At 34.3% G+C, this 21,966-nt stretch carries 20 protein-coding genes and 3 tRNA genes; 19 read left to right on the top strand and 4 right to left on the bottom strand.

Features of this window, described 5'->3' with window-relative positions:
* The first annotated feature begins 11 nt into the window (after positions 1-11).
* The 4 genes from ACF3OB_RS01630 (at position 12) to ACF3OB_RS01615 (ending at position 6,349) form a co-directional block, all read left to right on the top strand.
* Positions 12-2,522 (top strand): ATP-dependent Clp protease ATP-binding subunit, encoded by a 2,511-nt coding sequence (locus ACF3OB_RS01630; RefSeq protein ID WP_042344391.1) that lies wholly within the window; start codon positions 12-14, stop codon positions 2,520-2,522.
* A gap of 185 nt (positions 2,523-2,707) precedes the next feature.
* Positions 2,708-3,337 (top strand): C40 family peptidase, encoded by a 630-nt coding sequence (locus ACF3OB_RS01625; RefSeq protein ID WP_042005640.1) that lies wholly within the window; start codon positions 2,708-2,710, stop codon positions 3,335-3,337.
* Positions 3,334-5,373, top strand: a complete 2,040-nt coding sequence (locus ACF3OB_RS01620; RefSeq protein WP_392448081.1) for a ComEC/Rec2 family competence protein — start codon at positions 3,334-3,336, stop codon at positions 5,371-5,373. Before ACF3OB_RS01625 ends, ACF3OB_RS01620 begins: the two co-directional genes overlap by 4 nt.
* A 106-nt stretch (positions 5,374-5,479) precedes the next feature.
* Positions 5,480-6,349, top strand: a complete 870-nt coding sequence (locus ACF3OB_RS01615) for a hydroxymethylglutaryl-CoA lyase (protein WP_095912586.1) — start codon at positions 5,480-5,482, stop codon at positions 6,347-6,349.
* Positions 6,350-6,352: 3 nt separating this feature from the next.
* On the opposite strand, the gene ACF3OB_RS01610 is transcribed toward ACF3OB_RS01615, so the two are convergent.
* Positions 6,353-8,221 (bottom strand): alpha-1,3-galactosidase B, encoded by a 1,869-nt coding sequence (locus ACF3OB_RS01610; RefSeq protein WP_392448078.1) that lies wholly within the window; start codon positions 8,219-8,221, stop codon positions 6,353-6,355.
* A 352-nt stretch (positions 8,222-8,573) separates the two neighbouring features.
* Here ACF3OB_RS01610 and ACF3OB_RS01605 point away from each other — a divergent pair, with 352 nt between their 5' ends.
* From ACF3OB_RS01605 to ACF3OB_RS01575, 7 genes are all read left to right on the top strand, one after another.
* Complete coding sequence (locus ACF3OB_RS01605) at positions 8,574-9,359, top strand: formate/nitrite transporter family protein (protein ID WP_095912589.1); 786 nt, start codon at positions 8,574-8,576, stop codon at positions 9,357-9,359.
* A 71-nt stretch (positions 9,360-9,430) separates the two neighbouring features.
* Positions 9,431-9,928: a hypothetical protein gene (locus ACF3OB_RS01600; protein WP_392448075.1), complete on the top strand. Its 498-nt coding sequence runs from the start codon at positions 9,431-9,433 to the stop codon at positions 9,926-9,928.
* Between the two features lie 111 nt (positions 9,929-10,039).
* Positions 10,040-10,567 (top strand): DUF4136 domain-containing protein, encoded by a 528-nt coding sequence (locus ACF3OB_RS01595; protein ID WP_119652624.1) that lies wholly within the window; start codon positions 10,040-10,042, stop codon positions 10,565-10,567.
* 190 nt (positions 10,568-10,757) lie between these two features.
* Positions 10,758-11,495 (top strand): shikimate dehydrogenase family protein, encoded by a 738-nt coding sequence (locus ACF3OB_RS01590; protein ID WP_392448073.1) that lies wholly within the window; start codon positions 10,758-10,760, stop codon positions 11,493-11,495.
* 10 nt (positions 11,496-11,505) lie between these two features.
* Positions 11,506-11,910 carry a tRNA (adenosine(37)-N6)-threonylcarbamoyltransferase complex ATPase subunit type 1 TsaE gene (tsaE, locus tag ACF3OB_RS01585; protein ID WP_042005630.1) on the top strand — a complete coding sequence of 135 codons (405 nt, stop codon included), beginning with the start codon at positions 11,506-11,508 and terminating at the stop codon, positions 11,908-11,910.
* 107 nt (positions 11,911-12,017) lie between these two features.
* Positions 12,018-12,713 carry an HmuY family protein gene (locus tag ACF3OB_RS01580; protein ID WP_392448070.1) on the top strand — a complete coding sequence of 232 codons (696 nt, stop codon included), beginning with the start codon at positions 12,018-12,020 and terminating at the stop codon, positions 12,711-12,713.
* A gap of 77 nt (positions 12,714-12,790) precedes the next feature.
* Positions 12,791-14,746, top strand: coding sequence for a TonB-dependent receptor plug domain-containing protein (locus ACF3OB_RS01575; protein WP_392448068.1), 1,956 nt, complete (start codon positions 12,791-12,793; stop codon positions 14,744-14,746).
* 197 nt (positions 14,747-14,943) lie between these two features.
* Here ACF3OB_RS01575 and ACF3OB_RS01570 read toward each other — a convergent pair whose 3' ends face one another.
* Positions 14,944-15,129 carry a hypothetical protein gene (locus ACF3OB_RS01570; RefSeq protein ID WP_052458158.1) on the bottom strand — a complete coding sequence of 62 codons (186 nt, stop codon included), beginning with the start codon at positions 15,127-15,129 and terminating at the stop codon, positions 14,944-14,946.
* Between the two features lie 110 nt (positions 15,130-15,239).
* The gene (locus ACF3OB_RS01565) at positions 15,240-15,941 is read right to left on the bottom strand and encodes an IS1 family transposase (protein ID WP_392448066.1); all 702 of its coding nucleotides are present in this window, start codon (positions 15,939-15,941) and stop codon (positions 15,240-15,242) included.
* Positions 15,942-16,416: 475 nt separating this feature from the next.
* Between ACF3OB_RS01565 and ACF3OB_RS01560 the strand changes: the two genes are divergently transcribed.
* On the top strand, positions 16,417-17,640 hold the full coding sequence (locus ACF3OB_RS01560) for a 6-bladed beta-propeller (protein WP_392448064.1): 1,224 nt from the start codon (positions 16,417-16,419) through the stop codon (positions 17,638-17,640).
* 474 nt (positions 17,641-18,114) lie between these two features.
* Here the strand turns inward: ACF3OB_RS01560 and ACF3OB_RS01555 are convergent, their stop codons facing one another.
* Positions 18,115-18,642 carry a shikimate kinase gene (locus ACF3OB_RS01555; RefSeq protein WP_172914073.1) on the bottom strand — a complete coding sequence of 176 codons (528 nt, stop codon included), beginning with the start codon at positions 18,640-18,642 and terminating at the stop codon, positions 18,115-18,117.
* 129 nt (positions 18,643-18,771) lie between these two features.
* On the opposite strand from ACF3OB_RS01555, the gene ACF3OB_RS01550 reads away from it, so the two are divergent.
* The 7 genes from ACF3OB_RS01550 (at position 18,772) to ACF3OB_RS01520 (ending at position 21,901) form a co-directional block, all read left to right on the top strand.
* Positions 18,772-18,844: transfer RNA gene (locus tag ACF3OB_RS01550), tRNA-Lys, on the top strand.
* 35 nt (positions 18,845-18,879) lie between these two features.
* Positions 18,880-18,952 (top strand) — tRNA-Lys (locus ACF3OB_RS01545).
* Between the two features lie 46 nt (positions 18,953-18,998).
* Positions 18,999-19,080: transfer RNA gene (locus ACF3OB_RS01540), tRNA-Leu, on the top strand.
* A 110-nt stretch (positions 19,081-19,190) separates the two neighbouring features.
* Positions 19,191-20,231: an o-succinylbenzoate synthase gene (locus ACF3OB_RS01535; RefSeq protein WP_172919507.1), complete on the top strand. Its 1,041-nt coding sequence runs from the start codon at positions 19,191-19,193 to the stop codon at positions 20,229-20,231.
* Between the two features lie 137 nt (positions 20,232-20,368).
* Entirely contained in the window at positions 20,369-20,749 is a 381-nt protein-coding gene (gene gcvH / locus ACF3OB_RS01530) for a glycine cleavage system protein GcvH (protein ID WP_392448061.1), read from the top strand.
* Positions 20,742-21,134, top strand: a complete 393-nt coding sequence (locus tag ACF3OB_RS01525) for a VanZ family protein (RefSeq protein WP_042005611.1) — start codon at positions 20,742-20,744, stop codon at positions 21,132-21,134. The genes gcvH and ACF3OB_RS01525 overlap by 8 nt, the downstream gene beginning before the upstream one ends.
* Before the next feature lie 32 nt (positions 21,135-21,166).
* Complete coding sequence (locus ACF3OB_RS01520; protein ID WP_392448059.1) at positions 21,167-21,901, top strand: energy transducer TonB; 735 nt, start codon at positions 21,167-21,169, stop codon at positions 21,899-21,901.
* The last annotated feature ends 65 nt before the right edge of the window (positions 21,902-21,966 follow it).

The following is a 21,966-nucleotide window of genomic DNA, read 5'->3' as shown; positions in this document are numbered from 1 at the left end:
TTATAATTGATATGAATGATAATTTTTCGCCGAGAGTAAAAAGAATTCTCGCCTATAGCAATGATGAAGCCATTCGATTAGGGCAATCCGTAGTCGGGACGGAACACCTCATTTTAGCTTTATTACAAGAGGGAGAAGGAAGAGCCATAGATGTTCTACTGAGTTTAAACACTGATTTGGAACGCCTACGTCAGCAAATTTATGGTTTAACTTCAATGCGAGGATTAAATCCTGGTAGTCATAACACCATGCATTTTACCCAACAGGCGGAAAGGGCTATGCATGCATCTCATTTAGAAGCCAGAAATTCACAAGACGACACTGTGAACAGTGGGCATCTGTTACTGAGTATATTACGCAACGAAAACGACCCTACAACAAAGATTTTCAATCGTTTAGGAGTTAGTTATGACATTGTAAAAACAAAATTCCAACCTACACAAGGCGATCATTTTTTGCGTGGAAATATTTCTAATGAATTTGAAGAGTTTGACAAAAGTGACAAACCAACCCCCGACAAAGGAAAAGGACAGCAAGAATCAGGAACACAACGAGGTGCCAAAAAGCTAACTGTTTTGGATAACTTTGGTAGAGATTTGACTCTATTAGCTGAACAAGGACAATTGGATCCTGTGGTAGGACGCGACAAAGAAATTGAGCGTGTTTCTCAAATCCTGAGCCGACGTAAGAAAAATAATCCTTTACTTATAGGTGAGCCTGGCGTTGGAAAAAGTGCCATTGCCGAAGGTCTTGCATTGCGAATCATACAAAAGAAAGTTTCAAGAGTACTTTACAACAAACGCGTCGTTACCCTTGACATAGCTTCGTTAGTAGCAGGGACAAAATATCGTGGGCAGTTTGAGGAACGTATGAAAGCTATCATGAATGAGTTGGAAAAAAATGATGATATCATCTTATTCATCGATGAAATTCACACAATGGTAGGTGCAGGAGGAGCAGGTGGAAGTTTAGATGCTTCCAATATGTTCAAACCAGCATTAGCTCGTGGTGAAATACAGTGTATTGGAGCAACTACCTTAGATGAATATCGACAATCCATTGAAAAAGATGGTGCATTGGAAAGACGTTTTCAAAAAGTTATCGTTGAGCCAACTTCGATTGATGAAACTATCCAGATATTACAAAATATCAAGAAAAAATATGAAGACCACCACAATGTAATCTATACAGATGAAGCTATTGAAGCCTGTGTTAAACTAACAAGTAGATACCTCACTGATCGTTTCTTACCCGATAAGGCTTTAGATGCCTTGGATGAGGCTGGAGCAAGAATCCACATTACTCAAATGAAAGTTCCTAAAAAGATTTTGGAATTGGAAGAAGAATTGGAAGAAGTTGTAAAAGCAAAAAATAATGCTGTTGCTCGTCAACAATTTGAAGAAGCAGCTCGTTTGCGTGATGACGAAAAACGAATTGAAGCCACATTAAAAGAGGTACATCGCAAGTGGGAAGAAGATGCCAAACTGAATCGCGACACTGTAACAGAAGAGCATATAGCCGATGTGGTATCTATGATGAGTGGCATTCCTGTAAGTAGAATTGCTCAGACAGAAATGAATAAACTTTCAACACTTTCCGATACTATCAAAGAAAAGATTATTGGGCAAGATGTTGCTGTTGAAAAGATTATCAAATCAATCAAACGAAACAGGACAGGTTTAAAGGATCCTAATAAGCCTATTGGTTCGTTTATATTTTTAGGGCAAACAGGAGTAGGTAAAACACAGTTAGCTAAAGTGTTAGCTCGGGAATTGTTTGATTCAGAAGACACGATGATTCGCATTGATATGAGCGAGTACATGGAAAAATTCTCAACCACTCGACTTATTGGAGCTCCTCCAGGTTATGTTGGCTATGAGGAAGGAGGACAATTAACGGAAAAGGTACGCCGCAAACCTTATTCAGTAGTGCTTTTAGATGAAATTGAAAAAGCACATCCTGATGTGTTTAATATGTTATTACAGGTACTTGACGACGGTTTTTTGACAGACAGCCTTGGACGAAAAATTGATTTCAGAAACTGTATCATCATTATGACTTCAAATGTTGGAGCAAGACAGGTCAAGGAATTTGGACAAGGAATTGGGTTCGGAACCGCTGCAAAAACCTCACAATCAGATGCACATGAAAAATCAATCGTTGAAAATGCTCTGAAAAAGGTATTCGCTCCTGAATTTCTAAACCGCATTGACGATGTGATAACCTTCAATCCGTTGAGTAAAGAGGATATTTTCCGAATCATTGATATTGAATTGAAAAAATTATACTTACGCATTAAGGATTTAGGTTACACTATCGAATTGAGCGAAAAAGCGAAAGAGTTCATTGCTGAAAAGGGCTATGACAAACAATATGGTGCCCGACCGCTGAAACGTGCCATTCAAAAATATGTAGAAGATATACTGGCGGAAGAAATAGTAGCTTCACATATCAAAGAAGGAAATACGATATATTTTGATGTGGACGAGCAAAATGAAAATCTTAAAATTGTTGTAAACTAAATTATAGAGTATTTATTCAACAGAAAATGCAAATTAACTTTGCTGAGGTGTTAAAACTTTGGCAAAGTTTTTGCTATTGTAAGTATTAACTTAAAGGATTGGTATTGAAACTCGTACAGGTCAAATAGCACAAAAGTTAAAAACTTAATGATGAGAAATTGCTGATTATTCTATCTACTTGAAAGATGAAAATAAAACTGTTATTACTAATTTTTGGATTGTTATTAACTTCCTGTGCTGAACGATATAGCACACGGAAGCGGACTACAACTTCCTATAAATCAACTACAAAAAAAAATAAAAAAGCAAAAAACAGTACTACAAAATATGTTACTTCCAAACAACCTATAAAAACGAAACAGAGAACCAATATTTCAAAAGCTGAAAATCCTATTCGAGATACAAACACTGAGATTCCAGCATCCTCAAACGCAAAAGGAACTACCAAAAAAGTGATTGACACTGCTTTTTCTTATTTAGGAACGCCGTATCGCTACGGTGGAACTACCCGTTCTGGAATGGATTGTTCGGGCTTTGTTTGTACGGTTTACAAAACGGTAGGCGTACCTCTTAGTCGTTCTTCCACTGATATGGCAAATCAAGGAAATGGTGTGAAACTTAATAATATTCGAGTGGGGGATTTGCTTTTCTTTGCTACGGGGAAAACAAATCGTATTTCGCACGTAGGCATTGTAGTAGAAACGGGAAGTGAAGTCAAATTCATACATTCTTCAACATCACGAGGAGTTATCGTATCATCTCTTAATGAGGGATATTGGTCAAAAGCATACAGAAAAGCAAAACGAGTTATGTGAAATTTACAAATTTAGCCATACTAACCATTCTTATCGGAATTGTAATAGGTATTGCAATTCCAAATGGTGATTTATTGTCTTTACAGACGAGTTCAATATCCATAGCTATAGCAATTTTCATATTAGGTGTACATCTGTTTCTATCACTTCAAAAATCAATTTTCAGTAAAGGGTTTGTTTTCACTACTTTTTTAACTTCAATCGCAGTTGGAATATTTGTTAGTATACTGCATGATCCTACGACAAAATCAACACATTACACAAATGCATTGAAAAAACAAACTCCTTATTTACTAAAAGCTAAAATTATTGAACAAACTTCAAAATCAAATTTTGGAACAACCTATAAAGCAGACTTACTCTCAGCTGACCATCAACCTACAAGCGGATCTATTTTATGCTTCTTTCCTGAAAACGCTATTCAAAATACTGATTTTCAACGAAATGATGTGATTATTTTTGCATCGAAACTGAATGACATTCCTATTCCTAAAAACCCATACCAGTTTGACTACAAACAATATATGGAACGACAAGATGTATTCGGACTTGCGAACGTATCAAATTACACACTCATTTCTGGTGAAAAATCTTCTTTTTCCATTATTTCAGTAGCTGAAAACATACGCCGTAACAGCGAAACTATATTGGAAACGTATTTTTCAAAAGAAACTACTTCCTTATTGAAAACGCTTCTTTTAGGAAATCGATCTGATTTAGATGAAGAAGTATATCAAAATTACATCAACGCAGGAGCTGTACATATTCTCGCTATCTCAGGGCTTCATGTGGGGATTATAACCATCATCTTGTTGTACTTACTAAAAAAAATACCTGACAAAAAACATTGGAAATCAATACGTTTTGGAATATTACTTGTCAGTTTATGGAGTTTTGCTTTTATTGCAGGATTGTCGCCATCCGTATTACGAGCTGTTACAATGTTTAGCTTTATGGGAGTCGCTTCGTTGCTCAATCGCAGACGTGGACGCTTTGATTCACTCATGCTTTCTATGTTGTTCTTATTACTTATTCGACCAAACTTTTTGTATGAAGTTGGATTTCAGTTGAGTTATGCTTCTGTATTTTCTATTTTAGTGTTTTACCCACGAATGGAACGCTGGTGGCAACCGAAAAACAAAATCGTCAGTTACTTTTGGGGATTATTGCTTATCGGATTTGCAGCACAAATCATTGTTCTACCAATAAGTCTGTACTATTTCCGTCAGTTCCCTACTTTGTTTTTTATATCTAATCTACTGATTGTTCCTTTGTTAGCTCCAATCTTAATATTCGGGATTTTGTCTTTAATTTGTGGATATTTAAACGTAGTACCCCTGTTTTTAGTTTCAATCACAGAGTTTTTAATCAACTGTATAAATACGTTTGCAGGTTTGATTGCTAATCAAGAGGATTTTGTTATCAAGCACATCTATTTTGATAATAAGATTCTAATTACCAGTGTTTTAGTTTTAATTACTGTAATATATTTAGTAAATAAAGTACAGTACAAACGTATAATACTGTTTTTAATTTCTGTAATAATTTTTCAAGGAGTGTTGTTCTACGGCAAATATCAATCTGAAACTACAGAGGAGTTTATTGTTTTTCAAAAATACAAGCAAAATATTTTCTTAAAACGAAAGGGTAATAAAATTACTGTATATCAACCTGATACAACTCAAAAATTCCGCTTAATTGAAAACTACCAAAAAGCTAAAGGTATAAACGATGTGAAAACAAAAGAAATTCCTTCTATTACTGATTTTCAACATAAAAATATTTTATTCGTTGATAGTTTAGGAATATACCCAAAAGACTTAGGATTGGTAATAGACAATCTGATTTTAATGGATGCTCCTAAGGTGAATTTTGAGCGTATGTTACTGGAAATTAAGCCTAAAAATGTAATTTCTAACGGAACAAATCCTCCTTATTTACTGAAGAAATGGCGGGAAACTTGTGAAAAACAAAATATCCCATTTTATGCAACCTCTGAAGAGGGAGCTTTTGTTTTGAATTCTTATGGGAAATAGAATATACTGAAAAAACAGCATTTTCAAAATGTTTCAACATAAGTAAAGTGTTTCAAGATTGTAAAAAAACACTATATTTGCATTGCTAAACAAGTTATTTTCTTCAATGAATCATTCTAAAAAACATATCAAAATCATTGAATGTCCGCGCGATGCTATGCAAGGATTGAAAGATTTTATAGCTACCGAAAAAAAAGTGGATTATATCCAATCCTTACTGAATATCGGGTTTGATACTATTGATTTTGGTAGTTTTGTATCGCCAAAAGCTATTCCACAAATGGCGGACACCGCTCAGGTATTAGAAAAATTAGACCTATCAGATACTAAAAGTAAACTACTTGCCATCATTGCTAACGAACGAGGAGCTGATGACGCTACCAAGTATCCACAAATTGACTATTTAGGCTATCCGTTTTCAATTTCAGAAAATTTTCAGATGCGAAACACTCACAAGACCATAGCGGAAAGTCTTACAACGCTGGATTATGTAAAAAATAAAACGGAAAAAAGTGGCAAAGAGCTGGTTGTTTATGTATCCATGGGGTTTGGAAATCCGTATGGAGACCCTTGGAACGAAGAAATTGTAGAACATTGGGTTGAAAAACTTATAGAAAAAGATATCCGTATTATTTCGCTCTCTGACACCATTGGAAGTGCTGAGGGTGAGACTATTAAAAAATTATTTACATATCTTATACCTAAATATCCTACCGTTGAATTTGGAGCTCATTTTCACACTTCGCCTAACGATTGGCACGAAAAAGTGGATAATGCTTATCGATCGGGATGTATGCGTTTCGATGGAGCTATTCGCGGATACGGAGGTTGCCCTATGGCTAAGGATGAGCTTGTAGGAAATATGCCTACTGAAAAACTGATTTCTTATTTTCAAAAACAACAAATGCCAATAGGTTTAAATCTATTGGCATTTGAAAGTAGCTATAATGAAACTATGAAAATCTTTCAGAATTAAATGTTACTTTCCTTGTGTTTTTAGGCTATCTCTTTGAATTTCAATTGAATTTCCTTCAGAAAGGTTTATTTTGACATCGGATTGAGAAAGTGGTATGTCAAAGTTATTCTCATTAATTTTTACGTTATTCACTCGGTCAAGCAAAAACATATGTCTGTTCCAATGGAAAGGCTCAAAATCGTTGTTTTTCTTGATTGTATTATTCTTAAATATCATATTATCAACGGATTTTGCATAGAGAATAGGTGCGTCGAATGTTTGGAATTCATTGTTTTCAATCACAATTCCTGAATGGAAAAACTGTTGTTGCTGATCCAAATTTGGTATCTCTGGGTAAATAGATATTACAGCATTTGTAAACTGGTAATTAGCCGTTAAAGAATTTATAAACGTATTGTTACGAATAATCACATCACGACAAGCTCCTGTTTCATACCATCCGTTACAATCACCGCATAACAAAATTGCCGTTCCGTGAGTATGATCAAATAAATTATTCTCACATATCACTTTTTTTGGAGTACTGAACAAAGCTCCTCTGGCTCGATTATTACGAATGACATTGTTACTAAAAACGACTTCGGGTACCCAGGTAAGATTCTCAACTCCAAAGGGTTGGTCTCCATTGAGTTCTTTAGGAATATCTTGTGTAAAAGAGATTTCAAAAATTTTTGCCCCAAACTCCGTTGGTCTATCTACAGCCTTAATGGAAGCTATTTTGTAAGTTTTTCCATCTACTAAGTCCATTGATTGAGAAGAAATAAACTGTACATCGTCCCCTACTTCTCCCCATAAAAATCCCCACGCTTGTGGATGCATATATTTAGCTTTTATGGTTTTATCATCTACTCTATCAATGATTTTTAGATACGTTCCATGTACATTTATAGCATCGTCAGCCATACCTTCATACAATCCATTTTCGGAACGAATCACTCCTTTACAGGCTGAAAAATGTGTGGCATCTGCCTGAGTAGTAAAATAACGAGGATCATTATCCCCTTTCAAACATACTGAAAATTTGTTAAGAGTAATGTTTTCAGACATTTGAGCGAGCAGACCCATGCCCCAAGCATAGTGAACTTTGACATTTTCTACATTTGTATTTTTGCAGTAGTCTATCACAATTCCAGGGGTAGGTCGGTTATAAGTTCGTAAAGCAAATCGCTCTCCTATTTTGGTCAAAAGATTTTGACTCCAGCCTTCAATTTTTAGTACATTCGGACGTAATTCAGTGATTTTTTCTGTTTTGAAATCAACATCAGCTCGTTTGTAGGACAATCGCCGATTAGGGTCGAATGCCATTACCCAAGTAGGTTGTAATTGGTAATCTTCACCCAAAAGAAGTAATTTTTCATTTTCAATTTTATAATTCCCTGCAGGATGTATCTCAGCTACAGAAATATTGTTTTCAGCATCAACTTCCAGAATTTGAAGTTGTCGCAAATGTGGTAATTCAAAATCTATTGAAAAGTTTTTCAAGGTAATGTTTTCACAACTTTTCATCACAAAGGGAATCATCGTACCATGAAAAATTAGCTCACTACCGTTACCGTCGATGGTAATATTTTTCAGATTTTCCAAGTAAAAAGCTACTTTTTTGGGGTTGTCTTGGTCATGATTGGAGATATACAACTCTTTTTCAAAAGAACCTTCAGCACGAAAATGATAGATGTTTTTATCTAAAACAATGGTTGTCGGTTGGGTATTGTCCGTTTGTTGTAATGAGTTTATCAAAGCTCCAACAATAGGAGAATAATTTTCAACATTCTGATTCTTAGAAACAAAATCAGAAATTTTGACCTGTCTCTCTTCTTGAGGATGCTGACAGGCTAAGCATAGAAAACTCAATAATAGTACAGTTTTATTCATTTTAATTTATATTTTGGATTACTAAACTCCGACAAATTTACGAAAATAAACTTTTTTTCGACTATTGTTCTAGTACAAATTACGCGTTGAGTGAAAATAAATTTTAACCATTGAGTTGTATATTTTAAAATTATGAGAAACTGTTATTGAAATTTAGTTCAACCGATGTAACCTCTCTGATTCAAATTGAATTTTCAAAAGTCAAAAGAATTTACTTTCCAATTTTGTTAAGCAAAAATTTGATTTTGATGACTAAATGTGCTACAAACAATTTCAGAGATTCTGACTTGCTATATTCCTCTACATTTAGTACCTTTGTGGGCGATACAACCGAAAATGTTCAATTAAAATTATGATAAACACACCACACGAAGTTATTGAAATAACCAAAGGAATGGCTCTAAAAAAATATAACACCACCTTTGGAAAATTAGTCATTTTAGGCATCCTTGCAGGTTTTTACATTGGAATGGGAGGCGTACTTTCCTCATTAGCAGGAGCGGGTATTGGAGGAATAGCCGAAACAAATCCCATACTGCCAAAACTTATCAGTGGAGCTACATTCCCTTTGGGGTTGATGCTCATCATTTTAGTTGGAGGCGAACTTTTCACAGGAAATAATGCCAACCTAATTCCAGCTACAATACAAGGCGAAATTCCAAAAACTTATTTCCTTAAAAATTGGATAATCATTTTTATATCGAATTTCATCGGATTAATTATTTTTGATTACATTTTTGTGTATCATTCAGGAATTATGCAGTCTGAACCTTATGCAAGTTACATCACTAAGTTGGCTGAATACAAAACACATTTACCTTGGCATCAGGTGTTTATACGAGGAATAGGAGCCAATTGGTTAGTTTGTTTGGCGGTTTGGCTTGGACTTTCATCTCAAACAATGCTTGGACGTTTAGCAGGTTTATGGTGGCCTGTGATGGCATTCGTTGTTATGGGATTTGAACATTCCATCGCCAATATGTTTTATATTCCCACAGGAATTTTTCACGGTGCAAATGTAACTTGGACAGCTTTTTTCGTAGATAATTTAATCCCTGCAACGCTTGGAAATATTGTCGGAGGAGCTATCTTCGTAGGAGGGGTTTATGGTTTTTTATACGGAAGTAAAAAAAAATAAATTGTTGAATTTCAGGTTTACTAATATTTTCAAATCTCGATTCATAATTTTTATAAACTAACCCAACAATTATGAAGAATCTAAATAAAAGTATTCCATTGCGTCCACGCTTTATTGTCGAGAGTGAGAAGCCGGTTGATGAGCTATTGCATCGTGTCAGAGAATGTAAAGAAATATTCAAAGAAAAGTATCTATTGGTGATTTCTGACCGGCAGGTATGGATACATATTCATAAAAATCAGCGAAAATATTACTCTCCGCACCTGCAAGTTGAATTTCAACCTAAAGAAGAGGGAGGCACACGCATTCGAGCTCTTTTTGGCCCAGAACCTACCCTTTGGACGTTTTTTATGTTTCTACATTTCGCTATCGCCACTACTTTTGTCATTTTTTTAGTATTGGCCTACTCTCATCATATTCTCAAAGATAGTTTTAGTTTTGATTTGATAATGATGGCGTTAATGGTCGCATTATGGTTTTTTCTATATATTTTCGCACGAATCAGCCGAACCAAAGGAGTTCCACAAATGTATCAACTCCGAGAGGTCTTGGACGATTTTTTGGAATAGATGAGTCGGACATATCTACGAATTATTGGGCGACAGAACTATAAATTCGGTATGAAATTTGTAGTATGTTCTATGAATTTAATAATAGTGTTTCACTAAAAATTATAGAGTATGAAAAAATTATCAACTATTATTGTATTGTTTGTTGCCCTATTGCTCAGTTCGTGTGCAATGGTTCAGGTTGCGACTGATTATGATCGACAAGCCAACTTTTCGGAGTATAAGACTTTCGGTTTTTTCAAAGAAGGTATTGACAAAGTTCCGATTTCTGATTTGGACAAACGTCGCATTTTACGAGCTATTGAACACAATTTGACTACAAAAGGGATGCAAACTTCTGAAAACCCCGATGTGCTTGTCAATATTTTTACGCAAGAACGTGAAAATATTAATGTGTATAACAACAATCCCTACTATTGGGGATGGGGAGTGGGATATGGCCCTTTTTGGGGACATTCAAATTACAGCGTAAGTACCAATGCTGAAGGAACTCTTTTTATTGAAATCATTGATGCTAAGAAAAAAGAACTGATTTGGCAAGGGAAAGGTTTAGGATATATTCCTCGAAATATGAATGCTAAAGAGAAAGCTATCACTAGATTTGTAGATAAAATTTTAGAGAAATATCCTCCAAAATAGCTAAAATACTTTGAAGAAAGCTGTCCCAAAAGTTGTTTTTACTAACCGGCAACCCACAATGGTAATTCTGACTTTTTAAAGTCTATAATTTAGAGTATCTTTTGCAGATTCAGGGAAAAAATTAGTTCAACTTTTGGGATGGTTTTCTTTTGACAGAGGCAGACGTACCACAAAAATCAAAACTTTCAAAATGCAAAAAAGGCTATTCGGTTTGGTAGGAAGAAACATATCCTACTCATTTTCACGAAAATATTTCAATGAAAAATTCCATAAAGAACATATCTCAGATGCTCAGTATGTAAACTTTGACATACAAACCATTGCAGAATTACCGCAAAAGTTGGCTGAAAATCCGAATATTAAGGGATTAAATGTTACCATTCCTTACAAAAAAGAAATAATATCGCTACTCACCAAATTGGACGAAACTGCCGAAACTATTGGTGCGGTAAATACAATCAAATTCACAGATAGTGACATCATCGGATATAATACAGATTATGTGGGTTTTATGGAATCCATACGCCCCTTATTGAAAGAACACCACCAAAAAGCCTTAATTTTAGGCACAGGTGGAGCATCAAGTGCAATAGCACATGCATTCAAGATGTTGGGAATTTCATTCAAGTTTGTGTCAAGAAGTCCAAAAATGGGACAGTATACATATGCCGATCTTGGAGCAGATATTTTATCAGAATACAAAATCATCGTCAATTGTACACCTTTAGGAACTTTTCCGAATGTGAACGACAGCCCTCCTATTCCTTATCACTTTATCACATCGGAACATTTGTTGTACGATTTAATATATAATCCATCAAAAACAGCCTTTCTACAGGAAGGAGAAAATAAAAACGCTACCATAATTAATGGGTTGAGAATGTTGGAGTTACAAGCTGAAAAAGCTTGGGAAATTTGGAATAAATAATACTTAGAAAATGGAATTTACGTATTCATTATCAGAAATAGACGAAACAGCGAAAAAAATACTACCTCTATTAACTTCTAAAATAGTTGTTTTTCAAGGGAGTATGGGAATGGGAAAGACAACTTTTATCAAAGCCTTGGTAAAAAACTTAGGAATTGATAACATCACAGCAAGTCCTACATTTGGTTTGGTAAACCATTACGAAGGCTCAGAAAATGTGGTTTTTCACTTCGATTTTTACCGAATTGAACATCAAGAAGAGGCTTTTGACATTGGTTTTGAGGAGTATCTGTACTCGGGGAATTGGTGTTTTATTGAGTGGGCGGAGCGTGTAAGTTCCTATATTCCCGATAAACACGCTGTTTTATCCTTTGAATGGATTGATGAAAATACAAGAAAAGTTAGAGTAGCGTGATTTACCTTTTTACTCTGCAAGAATACATAAAAAAAAAGAAATAATTTATCTTTATTCTAAATAAAATTGTATATTTGCACCTAAAATAACATATTAATTATACTATAATGAAAAGAAATTTTTTATCAATTATTTTAGCAGGAACAGTTCTATTTACGGCTTGTAAAAAAGACAACGAAAAAACAGAACCTGAGATTGAAAAAACAGAGCCTGTAGGAGAAGTTAAAACAGTTACTAATCTAAATGTAACAGAAACAAATGCTACTTCTTTTGTGTATTTTTCGTTTGACAAAAATAAAGAGGTGATAGTAAAGGACCCTGAGACTAATAACGAATGGGACATTGCTTTTAATCAATATGATGTTAAAACACGAGGAACTTTAAAAACAGAACAAAAGGTTTTTGAAGAAGTTAAAGAGGCTCCTGCTACAGGGTATATACCTGACATTCAACGTACTACCTTTGTTGAAAGATCTGTTGATCAAAATGTTAGTTCACCAGTTTTATCTTTAGGGTATTCAGATGGATTTTGGAGATTTATCGAAAGTAAAGGTATTGTAGCTAAGATTCCAGAGGCTATTCGTGAAACAGTGAAAACAAAGTTAATCCATGATAATGGACCTTTTACCTTTGGATATGGTGCAGGAGTGCCTGTTTTTACTCCCAATAATTGGGTTTATGTAGTGAAAACTGCTACAGGAAAATATGCGAAAATTCAAATTACAAGCTATACAAACGATAAAAATGCCCCTTATTATATTTCTTTTAAATACCAAGTAAGTAATAAAGAAGGGAAATTTTAACAATTAAAGACGATGCGCATGAATTGCTACACCAATAACAGTGTAGCAATTCTGTATTATTTATATACCATAAAACCATGTTTCGAGTTTTTTTCTCTTTGATTTTCTTAATGCTGGTGGCTAATGCCTTCGGCCAGAATGATAGTTCTAAGAAAGAAGAAAAAGCTATTGAACTTGAGGAAGTTACGGTTATAGCAACACGAAGTGAAAAAAAGCTAAAAAACGTTCCTATTGTAGTTCAACTACTGACGAAGGAAGATATTTATAAATCACAATCTACTGACTTTCAAAGTTTTTTAGAAAACGAATTTTCAGGAATCAATTTCACGTATGATGGCGGTCGCCCGAACATCAATATGATGGGTTTTAGTGGAAAGTATGTCCTCTTTTTGATTGACGGCGAACGTGTTGCAGGAGAAACTTTTGAAAACATTGATTACGAACGAATTGACTTAGACAACATTGAGCGAATTGAAATTATCAAAGGTGCTTCATCTTCGCTTTATGGCTCCAACGCTATTGGTGGAGTTATCAACATTATTACAAAAAATGCTCGGAAATCATTCGATGTTAGTTCAAGTTATCTATATGATACCAATATTGACCACAGAGCCAATCTTTCCATAGGAAGTAAACAAAAATGGGGAAGTCTTCAAATAGGGTCATTCTACAAAATGCGAGAACCGTACTTGCTGAAAGATACCGAACAACGAAAAATTTTTTATACTGACGGGAGAGTTAAAGAGTTGCCTCATGACTACTTGCATATTGCTGGATTTACAAACTATGGAATAAATCCAAAGTTAAACTTTCAAATTTCTCCAAAGTGGGACTTAGAACTCAAACCTGCCTATTATTTTAGTGAACGAAATGATGGGACTGAAAATGCTAAAAAAGTACTTGAACGTTATTACAACTATGCTTTATCACTCAAATCCACCTATGAACTATCTCAAAATGAATCGATTAAACTTACAGGAAGTTTTGATCGTTATAGTAAATTCAACTACTATCGCCTTTTAAATGAGCAGGAAAAAAACTATGAAAACACTCTAAAACGTGTCTCTACGCAATATAACAATCTAATTTCTGGAAAACATACGCTTGTTGCAGGAGCTGAAGTTCTTGTGGATGAATTGATTAGTCTGCGTTTTAACGAGAAAGGTACGGAAGCTAGTAAAGACAGCAAAAACTATACACTTTTTGCTCAACAAGATTGGATTTTGTCTGATCGCTTCACTCTCGTGGCAGGAGTTCGGATGGACTATCATTCTCTATTTCAGGAACATTTCACGTTCCGTTTGTCGGGAATGTACACTATAGATGAATTTACTTTACGAGGTGGATATTCCAGTGGATTTCGCTCTCCTACGATTAAAGAGCTCTATACCAATTGGTTCCATCCTTGGGGTGGAGGATTTCAAATTAAAGGGAACGAAACCCTTAAACCAGAATTAAGCGATAATTTCAATTTTTCAGTAGATTACAGTACTAAAAAACTGAATATCACAGCTATAACTCAATATTCCGTAGTGACAGATAAAATCAATTTCGTATGGTCAGATTCACATAACTCAATTGACTATACCAATTTCAAAGGTGCTACACGAATTATAAGTTCAGAGTTTTCGGTAGCGTATCGATTGAACAAATTCTTTCGATTGAAGAGTTCCTATGCTTTTTATGATATCGAAAAACGTCTTTCCGACCATCGACCACATACATTTACCCTCAAAGGAGAATATTCGCCCTCTGACAGTCTGAAATACATTCCTAGCCTGATAATCAGCGGAAAATATGTGAGTTCAACTACTCTTTTTTCTAGTGAAGAAAGAAATACTTTTGAAGAGTATTATTCGGTTTATGAGCCTTATTGGATTTGGCGATTGCAAACTTCAATGAAACTGCCTTTGGGTTTTGTGCTAAATGCAGGTGTTAATAATCTTTTAAATTACAAAGCTAACACCGTTGGATTTTATTCATCTATCAGTCCAGGACGAACATTTTATATAGGAGTGAAATATAGTTACTGATAGCCCATTTCTTAAATTTTTAAAGTAAAATACAGCAGATTTGTACTTTTAGCTATCATTTTTCGGTCGTATTTTCCAAAGTATTGATTAGCTATACCCAAAATTGATGTAAAAAAAGGGTAATTTCAAAGGCTTTAAATGATTTTCAAGTCTCTTTGAAAAACAAGTTTTTCTGACAGTTCTACAAATTCTGTACTTTAAATTCCTGTTATTTTCTCCAATATGAGTAGTGTGTTTTTACCAATTTTATGATTATCTTCTTCAAAAACAGAAATAAAAGCCTCCCAATTATCGGTGCAAATTTGTCCAAAACTTATGCCTAATCTTTTCAATTTTTTACGAAGTTTTCGAACTGTTTTCTTGTTTCGATTACCTATTGACATACTACAATTTCCTTTTTAATGCTAACTTATTCGATTTCAGCAATATCTCGTATACCTGCTTTTCTTACCAAAGGAATCAAAATCTGGTAGTGTTTCCCAAAGTATGATACTCAAATCCACCCAAAATTGATGTAGAAAAACACAATTTCAAAGGCTTTTATATGGTTTTCAAACTTTTTTGAAAAACAACAAGTTTTCCTCACCGCTCGGCGTATCCGATGTCTCAAAAGTGTGTTGTTTCCTTCAATATCAGTAGTGTATTTTTTACCTACTTTATGTGTATATTCTTGAAAAACAGATGCAAAAGCTTCCCAATTATCTGTACAAATCTCATCAAAACTAACACCCAATTTCTTCAATTTCTCACGAAGTTTTTGGGCTGTTTTTATGTTTCGTTTGCCCCATACCCACGCTACAATTTCCTTTGTTTCAGCAGAATAAGCATAAATCAACCACTTTTTATTCTTCTTTTTTCCCACAAAAGTCCAAAGTTCATCAACTTGTAATGATTTGTATTTGTTTTGTTTGGGTTTGATTTCTCGATTGAAATTTACCAAAACCGAAAGTACTTTTTTGATGCTAACTTTTTCAATTTCAGCAATATCACGAATACCTACATTTCTTGCCAAAAGCAAGAGAATTTTCGCAGCAATATGCGAAGCCCAACCTTTGTAGGTCAGATTATGATCGCCGATAAATTGGCGTTTACAGGTTTTGCAAAGATAGTTTTGTTTTTTGTTCTTTTTATTCCCATTTTTGACTATCTTTGTGCATTGACAATTGGGGCAATGGAGTGTAATTGTTATTAGCATTCAACAAAAATACAACTTTATTCCCTGATTGTCAAATTTTTACATCATCATACTTTTTAAAACACGACCCAAAATCTTTTAGTAAATTATTGATAAACAATCTTTATAGGTCAAATTATGGTCGGCGATGAATTGGCGATGACAACCCTTGCAAAGATAATTTTGCTTTCCTTAAGAAATTTTTCCGTTTTTTACTATCTTTGTACTTTAACAATCGGGACAATACAGTATAATTCTTATTTGTGTTCAATAAAATTACTACATTTCCTTGATTGTCAATTTTTTATATCATCATAATTTTTATAACACGACCATTATTTTGTTCTCAGAAGAAACTTGGGTTCAGAATTGCAAGGGTCTCTTGTGGTTGCAATGATAGGTACAATGATGATGGGAACATTGGTAAGTTTGTTTATTATTCTGTTAATTTATTGGTTGATTTATAGGGGAAAATAGGATTTTAAAAACGAATCATATGAAAACAACACAAATTTTAATCGGAATGGTTATGTTGTTGATAGCGTGTTCCGAAAGTAAAACACAATCCAATCAAGGTACAAAAAGTGCTTCTTCCTTAGAAAAAATAATTGACTTAGAAAAAGCCATTGAAAACCCTATAGAGCCACTGAATTTAAGTGATTTTGTAGAGGATATAGAATATATTCGTCCGGAATATCCCGCTTCGCTGGTAGATATGATTTTTGATGTAGCACTGAATGAAAATTATCTCTTACTACAAGTTCGAGAACGACTTTTATGTTATTCCCGAGATGGAAAATTTCTACGAGAAATAGGTAAAAATGGACAAGGACCCAAAGAATACTTAGGAATTCGGGCTTCTTCACTACACGACAGCCTTGTTGCCATTCATAGCAATTGGACACGAAAGATTTTGTGGTATAACACTGATGGTGAATACCTAAAAGAGACCCCCGTTGCAGATGGAATTTTAAATATTGATGTTTTAAATAATGATAGAATTGTAATACATCACTTTCCACACACAACTCCAATAGATGATCCTAATCTTTGTATCGTAGGAATCATTGACAGCAAAGGAGATACCATTCAATTGAAAAAATCAAAACCGTATTATTCAAAAGGACAAACCTTACAACAAAGTATATGGAAGTATAATGATATGGTTCGTGTATTGAGTTGTATAAATGACACTGTATATTCCGTTTCAAAGGACGAAATTTTACCCACTTATGTTGTTAATTTTGGAAAATACAAAGTAAGTCAAGAATTTTTTTCTGATATGCACTCGAGTCCATCAGAAAAAAGCGAGAAAGGAAGAAAATTTATTCGACATCTTTCCTTTTCAGAAATGTTTGACAAGATACTGATAACATTCATATACGACAAAAAAAATTGGTACGGAGTCCACAGCAAACAATCGGGGGAAACTTCGGTATGGAGCGTGAAGCCTGACAGCATCAATAAATACGGATTTTTAAAAGGTGGTGGCTGGGTAAATGATGTTGACGGAGGTTATTCGGTTACGTATTTGAAATCTAATTCTGATGGTTATTTTATTAGAATTGTTCCACCCGATGAATTAAAAGCTCGGTTTTTAGAAAATAAAGAACGTATCGAGGTAAAATATCCTGAAAAACAAAAAAAATTAGAGCAACTTGTCAATTCGTTAGACGATGATGAGAATCCTGTGATAGTCGTTTATAAATTGAAAAAATGAATTGAGTTGAGTACTTAATTGCATATATTTTTCAATGGTTCAACACTGATTTTCAGCATTTTGACCTCTTTTCATCGGTATTGGAGATTTGGAGTTAAGAAAATCAACGAATAAAGCGTGAAAATTTTCCATTGTTCGAATCGACCACAGGAAGTAAGTTTGGAAAATTTGTCGGAAGCCGACTGCTTATTTTTTAATGCCCGTGCGGCTCGCACTTTTGGTTCTCCGTCACCTAAGGAAAAGGACTGTGTATGAAAATAAATAATGAACTCAATAAAAATATTTCATAAAAGTATCAATTCTTTATGAAGTTAGGTCAAGCCATGAAAATTATAAACTTTTAATCCGTTTATTTGAATCACTTTTTCATCTTGAAAGTTGGTAAAAAAACATAAAGTTACCCGTTGTTTCTATGTAGTTCAAATTATAATAGTTCAAAGTATTATTTTATACGTTAAGCTTATTAAATACGACTTATTGACTCTTTCCAATGATATTCATTTCAATCTGAGCTAAACTTTCATCTATTGAAAAGTTATCCGAAGCGATAATGAAATGAGCTTGATTGTAAAACATATTTCGCTCAAAAATATGTTTTCGTATAAAATCTTCCAAATTCTCATCATCGATATCAGCTATCAAAGGACGATTTCTTTTTTCGTATTTTAAACGTTCTGCTAACTTTTTAGGACTATATCGAAGGTAAAACACATAAGGCGAATGTTCCAAAATTAAATTCATATTATTTCCAAAGCAAGGCGTTCCTCCTCCCAAAGCCAATACGAAGTCATTTTCTGATTGTAGTAAATTTTTTAGGTAGTCATGTTCTAATTTTCGGAAGTAAATCTCACCTTTTTCTTTAAATATTTCTTTGATTTCTTTATTTTCTTTTGATTCGATATAAGAGTCTAAATCAATGAATGGAAGATTTCTTCTTTCAGCCAGAATTTTTCCAAGTGTAGATTTACCACTACCCATGTATCCAAGTAAAATTATTTTCATTTTTAAATCTTTTATTTTCAGATAGTTGTGAAAAAAGTTTATTTTTGTCTGCAAATTTACTTTATTTTTTCTTGCAATCTAAAAAAAATGTTATATATTTGCACCCGCATTGAAGAAATAGTTAAAGGAGACTTGGTAGCTCAGTTGGTAGAGCACAACACTTTTAATGTTGGGGTCCTGGGTTCGAGCCCCAGCCAGGTCACAAGGGTTATACAATTTATTTTTTTTGATTTTGAGGACTTGGTAGCTCAGTTGGTAGAGCACAACACTTTTAATGTTGGGGTCCTGGGTTCGAGCCCCAGCCAGGTCACAGAAAAAAGTTAAGTTTAGGCTTAACTTTTTTTGTATGTTACCTTGCCTACGTGGAGAAATTGGTAGACTCGCCATCTTGAGGGGGTGGTGCTGCAAGGCGTGCTGGTTCGAATCCAGTCGTAGGCACAATTGTAAAAAAACCGTCCGATGAGGGCGGTTTTTCCTTTTATATGCAATAAACAGAGCTTCGCATTCGATTTGCGTTTCTGAAAAAAAATCAAGAAAATTTACCATAAATGTTAAAAGCATCTTATAAAAAATATACTTTACAGTTTAAACGTCCTTCAGGAACTTCAAGAGGAATTCTTACCCAAAAAGAAACCTATTTTCTCTTTATCTCTAATGGAGAAAAAAAAGGAGTAGGAGAATGTGGCTTACTCAAAGGTCTTAGCGTTGACGATCGTCCTGACTATGAACAGAAATTACAGTGGGTATGTGAAAACATTCATTTAGGAAAGGAGCAACTACTCACGCAATTAATAGAATTCCCCTCTATTCAATTTGGAGTGGAACAGGCGTTTCTATCTGTAGAATCAAAGAATTGGTATCAATTATATCCCTCTGAGTTTACGATAGGGAGGGATCTTATACCGATTAATGGTTTGATATGGATGGGAACTGCTGATTTTATGAAATCCCAAATCAGAGAAAAGATTCAACAAGGGTTTAGGTGTATAAAAATGAAAATTGGTGCAATTGATTTTGAGCAAGAATATCAGATATTGAAGAGATTGCGTACTGAATTTCCAGTTGAAGATATTGAAATTCGAGTTGATGCTAATGGAGCTTTTTCTCCTCAAGATGCTCTCGAAAAATTAAAGCAATTAGCGGATTTAGAATTGCATTCCATTGAACAGCCTATCAAAGCAAAACAGAGCGAGATAATGGCGAAATTATGTGAACAAACTCCTCTGCCCATTGCTTTGGATGAAGAACTTATTGGAGTTTTTGGATATGAATCAAGAAAGCAGCTTTTGGAGCAGATTAATCCACAATATATTATCTTAAAACCTTCATTAGTTGGAGGTTATAAATCATCTGAGGAATGGATTCGTCTTTCCAATGAATGTAAAGTAGGCTGGTGGATTACCAGTGCTTTGGAAAGTAATATTGGGCTTAATGCTATTGCTCAATGGACATATACTTTAAATACTGAAATGCCACAGGGGTTGGGTACAGGAGCGTTATATACCAATAATATATCATCTCCTCTCTTTGTTTCGAGCGGATTTTTAGGGTATGATCCAGAGCGAAGTTGGGAAGTTAATATCTTGTAAAAAAGGTGTTTACAAAATAAAATAGGGGATGTAGATAAAAATCTAAAAGAAATATTAAAATTTCTATCTTAAAAACGTTTGTTATTTCAAAAAAAATATAGTACCTTTGAAGTCTGTTAATAAAATATTAAAACATTATGAATATTCCATCAGAATTAAAGTACACTAAAGACCATGAGTGGGTTCGTGTTGAAGGTGATTTAGCCGTTGTAGGTATTACAGATTTTGCTCAAAAAGAGTTGGGCGACATCGTTTACGTAGAAGTTGAAACAGAAGGCGAAACTCTTGATAAAGAGGAAGTTTTTGGAACTGTTGAAGCTGTAAAAACAGTATCTGATTTGTTTTTACCAGTCAGTGGTGAAATCGTTTCTTTTAACGAAGTTTTGGAACAATCACCAGAGAAAGTAAACACAGACCCTTACGGAGAAGGTTGGATGATTAAGGTGAAGTTCAGCGATGCTTCTGAATTAGATGAACTTATGTCTGCTGACGATTATAAAGAGTTGATAGGTGCTTAATAAAAAGACGTTTGGCATTTTGTTGCTAATTTGGGTGATTGTTATTCTGGTTTTGAGTCTAATGCCTCCAAAGAATGTAGATGAATTACCGAAAATTCCTCATTTGGATAAAGTTGCTCATTTCGTATTTTATTTTATATTTACAATACTGTTTTTTTTGACATTTCAAAATAATAAAGAAAATGTTAAAAAAGTAGCTAATATTTACATTTTATCATTTGTTGTTGCTTTTTCGTTAGGAATTTGTATCGAATGGTTGCAAAATACTATAACACAAGACAGAAGTGGAGATTTATTTGATGTTTTATTCAATACTTTTGGCACAGTTGTTGCTCTAATCGGTATGAAGTACATTAATAAAAAGCTTTTAATTAATGTTAAATAAATGTTTAATTACCTTTTAAAAAGATTTAAGTTATGCAACCAAAAAAGAATCCAAAAGCAGACTTGACTAAAAGTAGTGGATTGTTTTTTGCTATTGGTTTTGCTTTAATTTCTGCGTTGTCCTATGCAGGATTTGAAATGAAATCGTATGACAGAAAAGAACACGAAAGTCGTTTGTCTGACTTAGACAATTCAAATCTTGATGAAGATCAGGAAGAATTCGCAATGGAGGAGTTTACGCCTCCGCCACCACCACCACCGCCACCACCAGTTGTGGAAGACGTAAAAGTGGTTGAGAATGAAGAACAGATTGAAGAAACTATTATTAGTTCAACTGAAACAACCAAGGAAGAAGTGGTTGCGAAAGTAGAAGAAATTGAAGTAGTTGAGGAACCTGAGGAGGAGGTTGATGTACCGTTTACCATCATTGAAGACAAGCCTATGTTTGAAGGGTGTGAGAAGTTGAAAACTAAAAAGGAACAAGAAGATTGCTTCAAGTCATCGTTGGATAAACACGTAAAACGAAACTTCCAATACCCTCAATCAGCACAGGAGATGAACATTCAAGGGAAAGTAACGGTAACGTTCCGTATCAACAAAGATGGTACTGTATCTGTTGTGGGAACCCGAGGTCCTGATAAATCGTTGGAAGCTGAAGCTCGTAGAATCATTGAAAAACTACCTAAGTTAATTCCAGGTAAACAACGTGGAAGACCAGCAGCGGTAGTGTACCAATATCCTATCAACTTCAAATTGGCGAATCAATAAAAGAAATTTAAGTAAGAGTCCGATTTTCGGACTCTTTTTTTGTGCTTTGCTTCGATTTACGTATC

Origin of the sequence: Capnocytophaga canis, from assembly GCF_043187445.1 — a bacterium.
Taxonomy (GTDB): Bacteria; Bacteroidota; Bacteroidia; order Flavobacteriales; family Flavobacteriaceae; genus Capnocytophaga; species Capnocytophaga canis.
The sequence above is the reverse complement of the archived record's forward strand: the minus strand, read 5'-3'. Positions and strand labels throughout refer to the sequence as shown.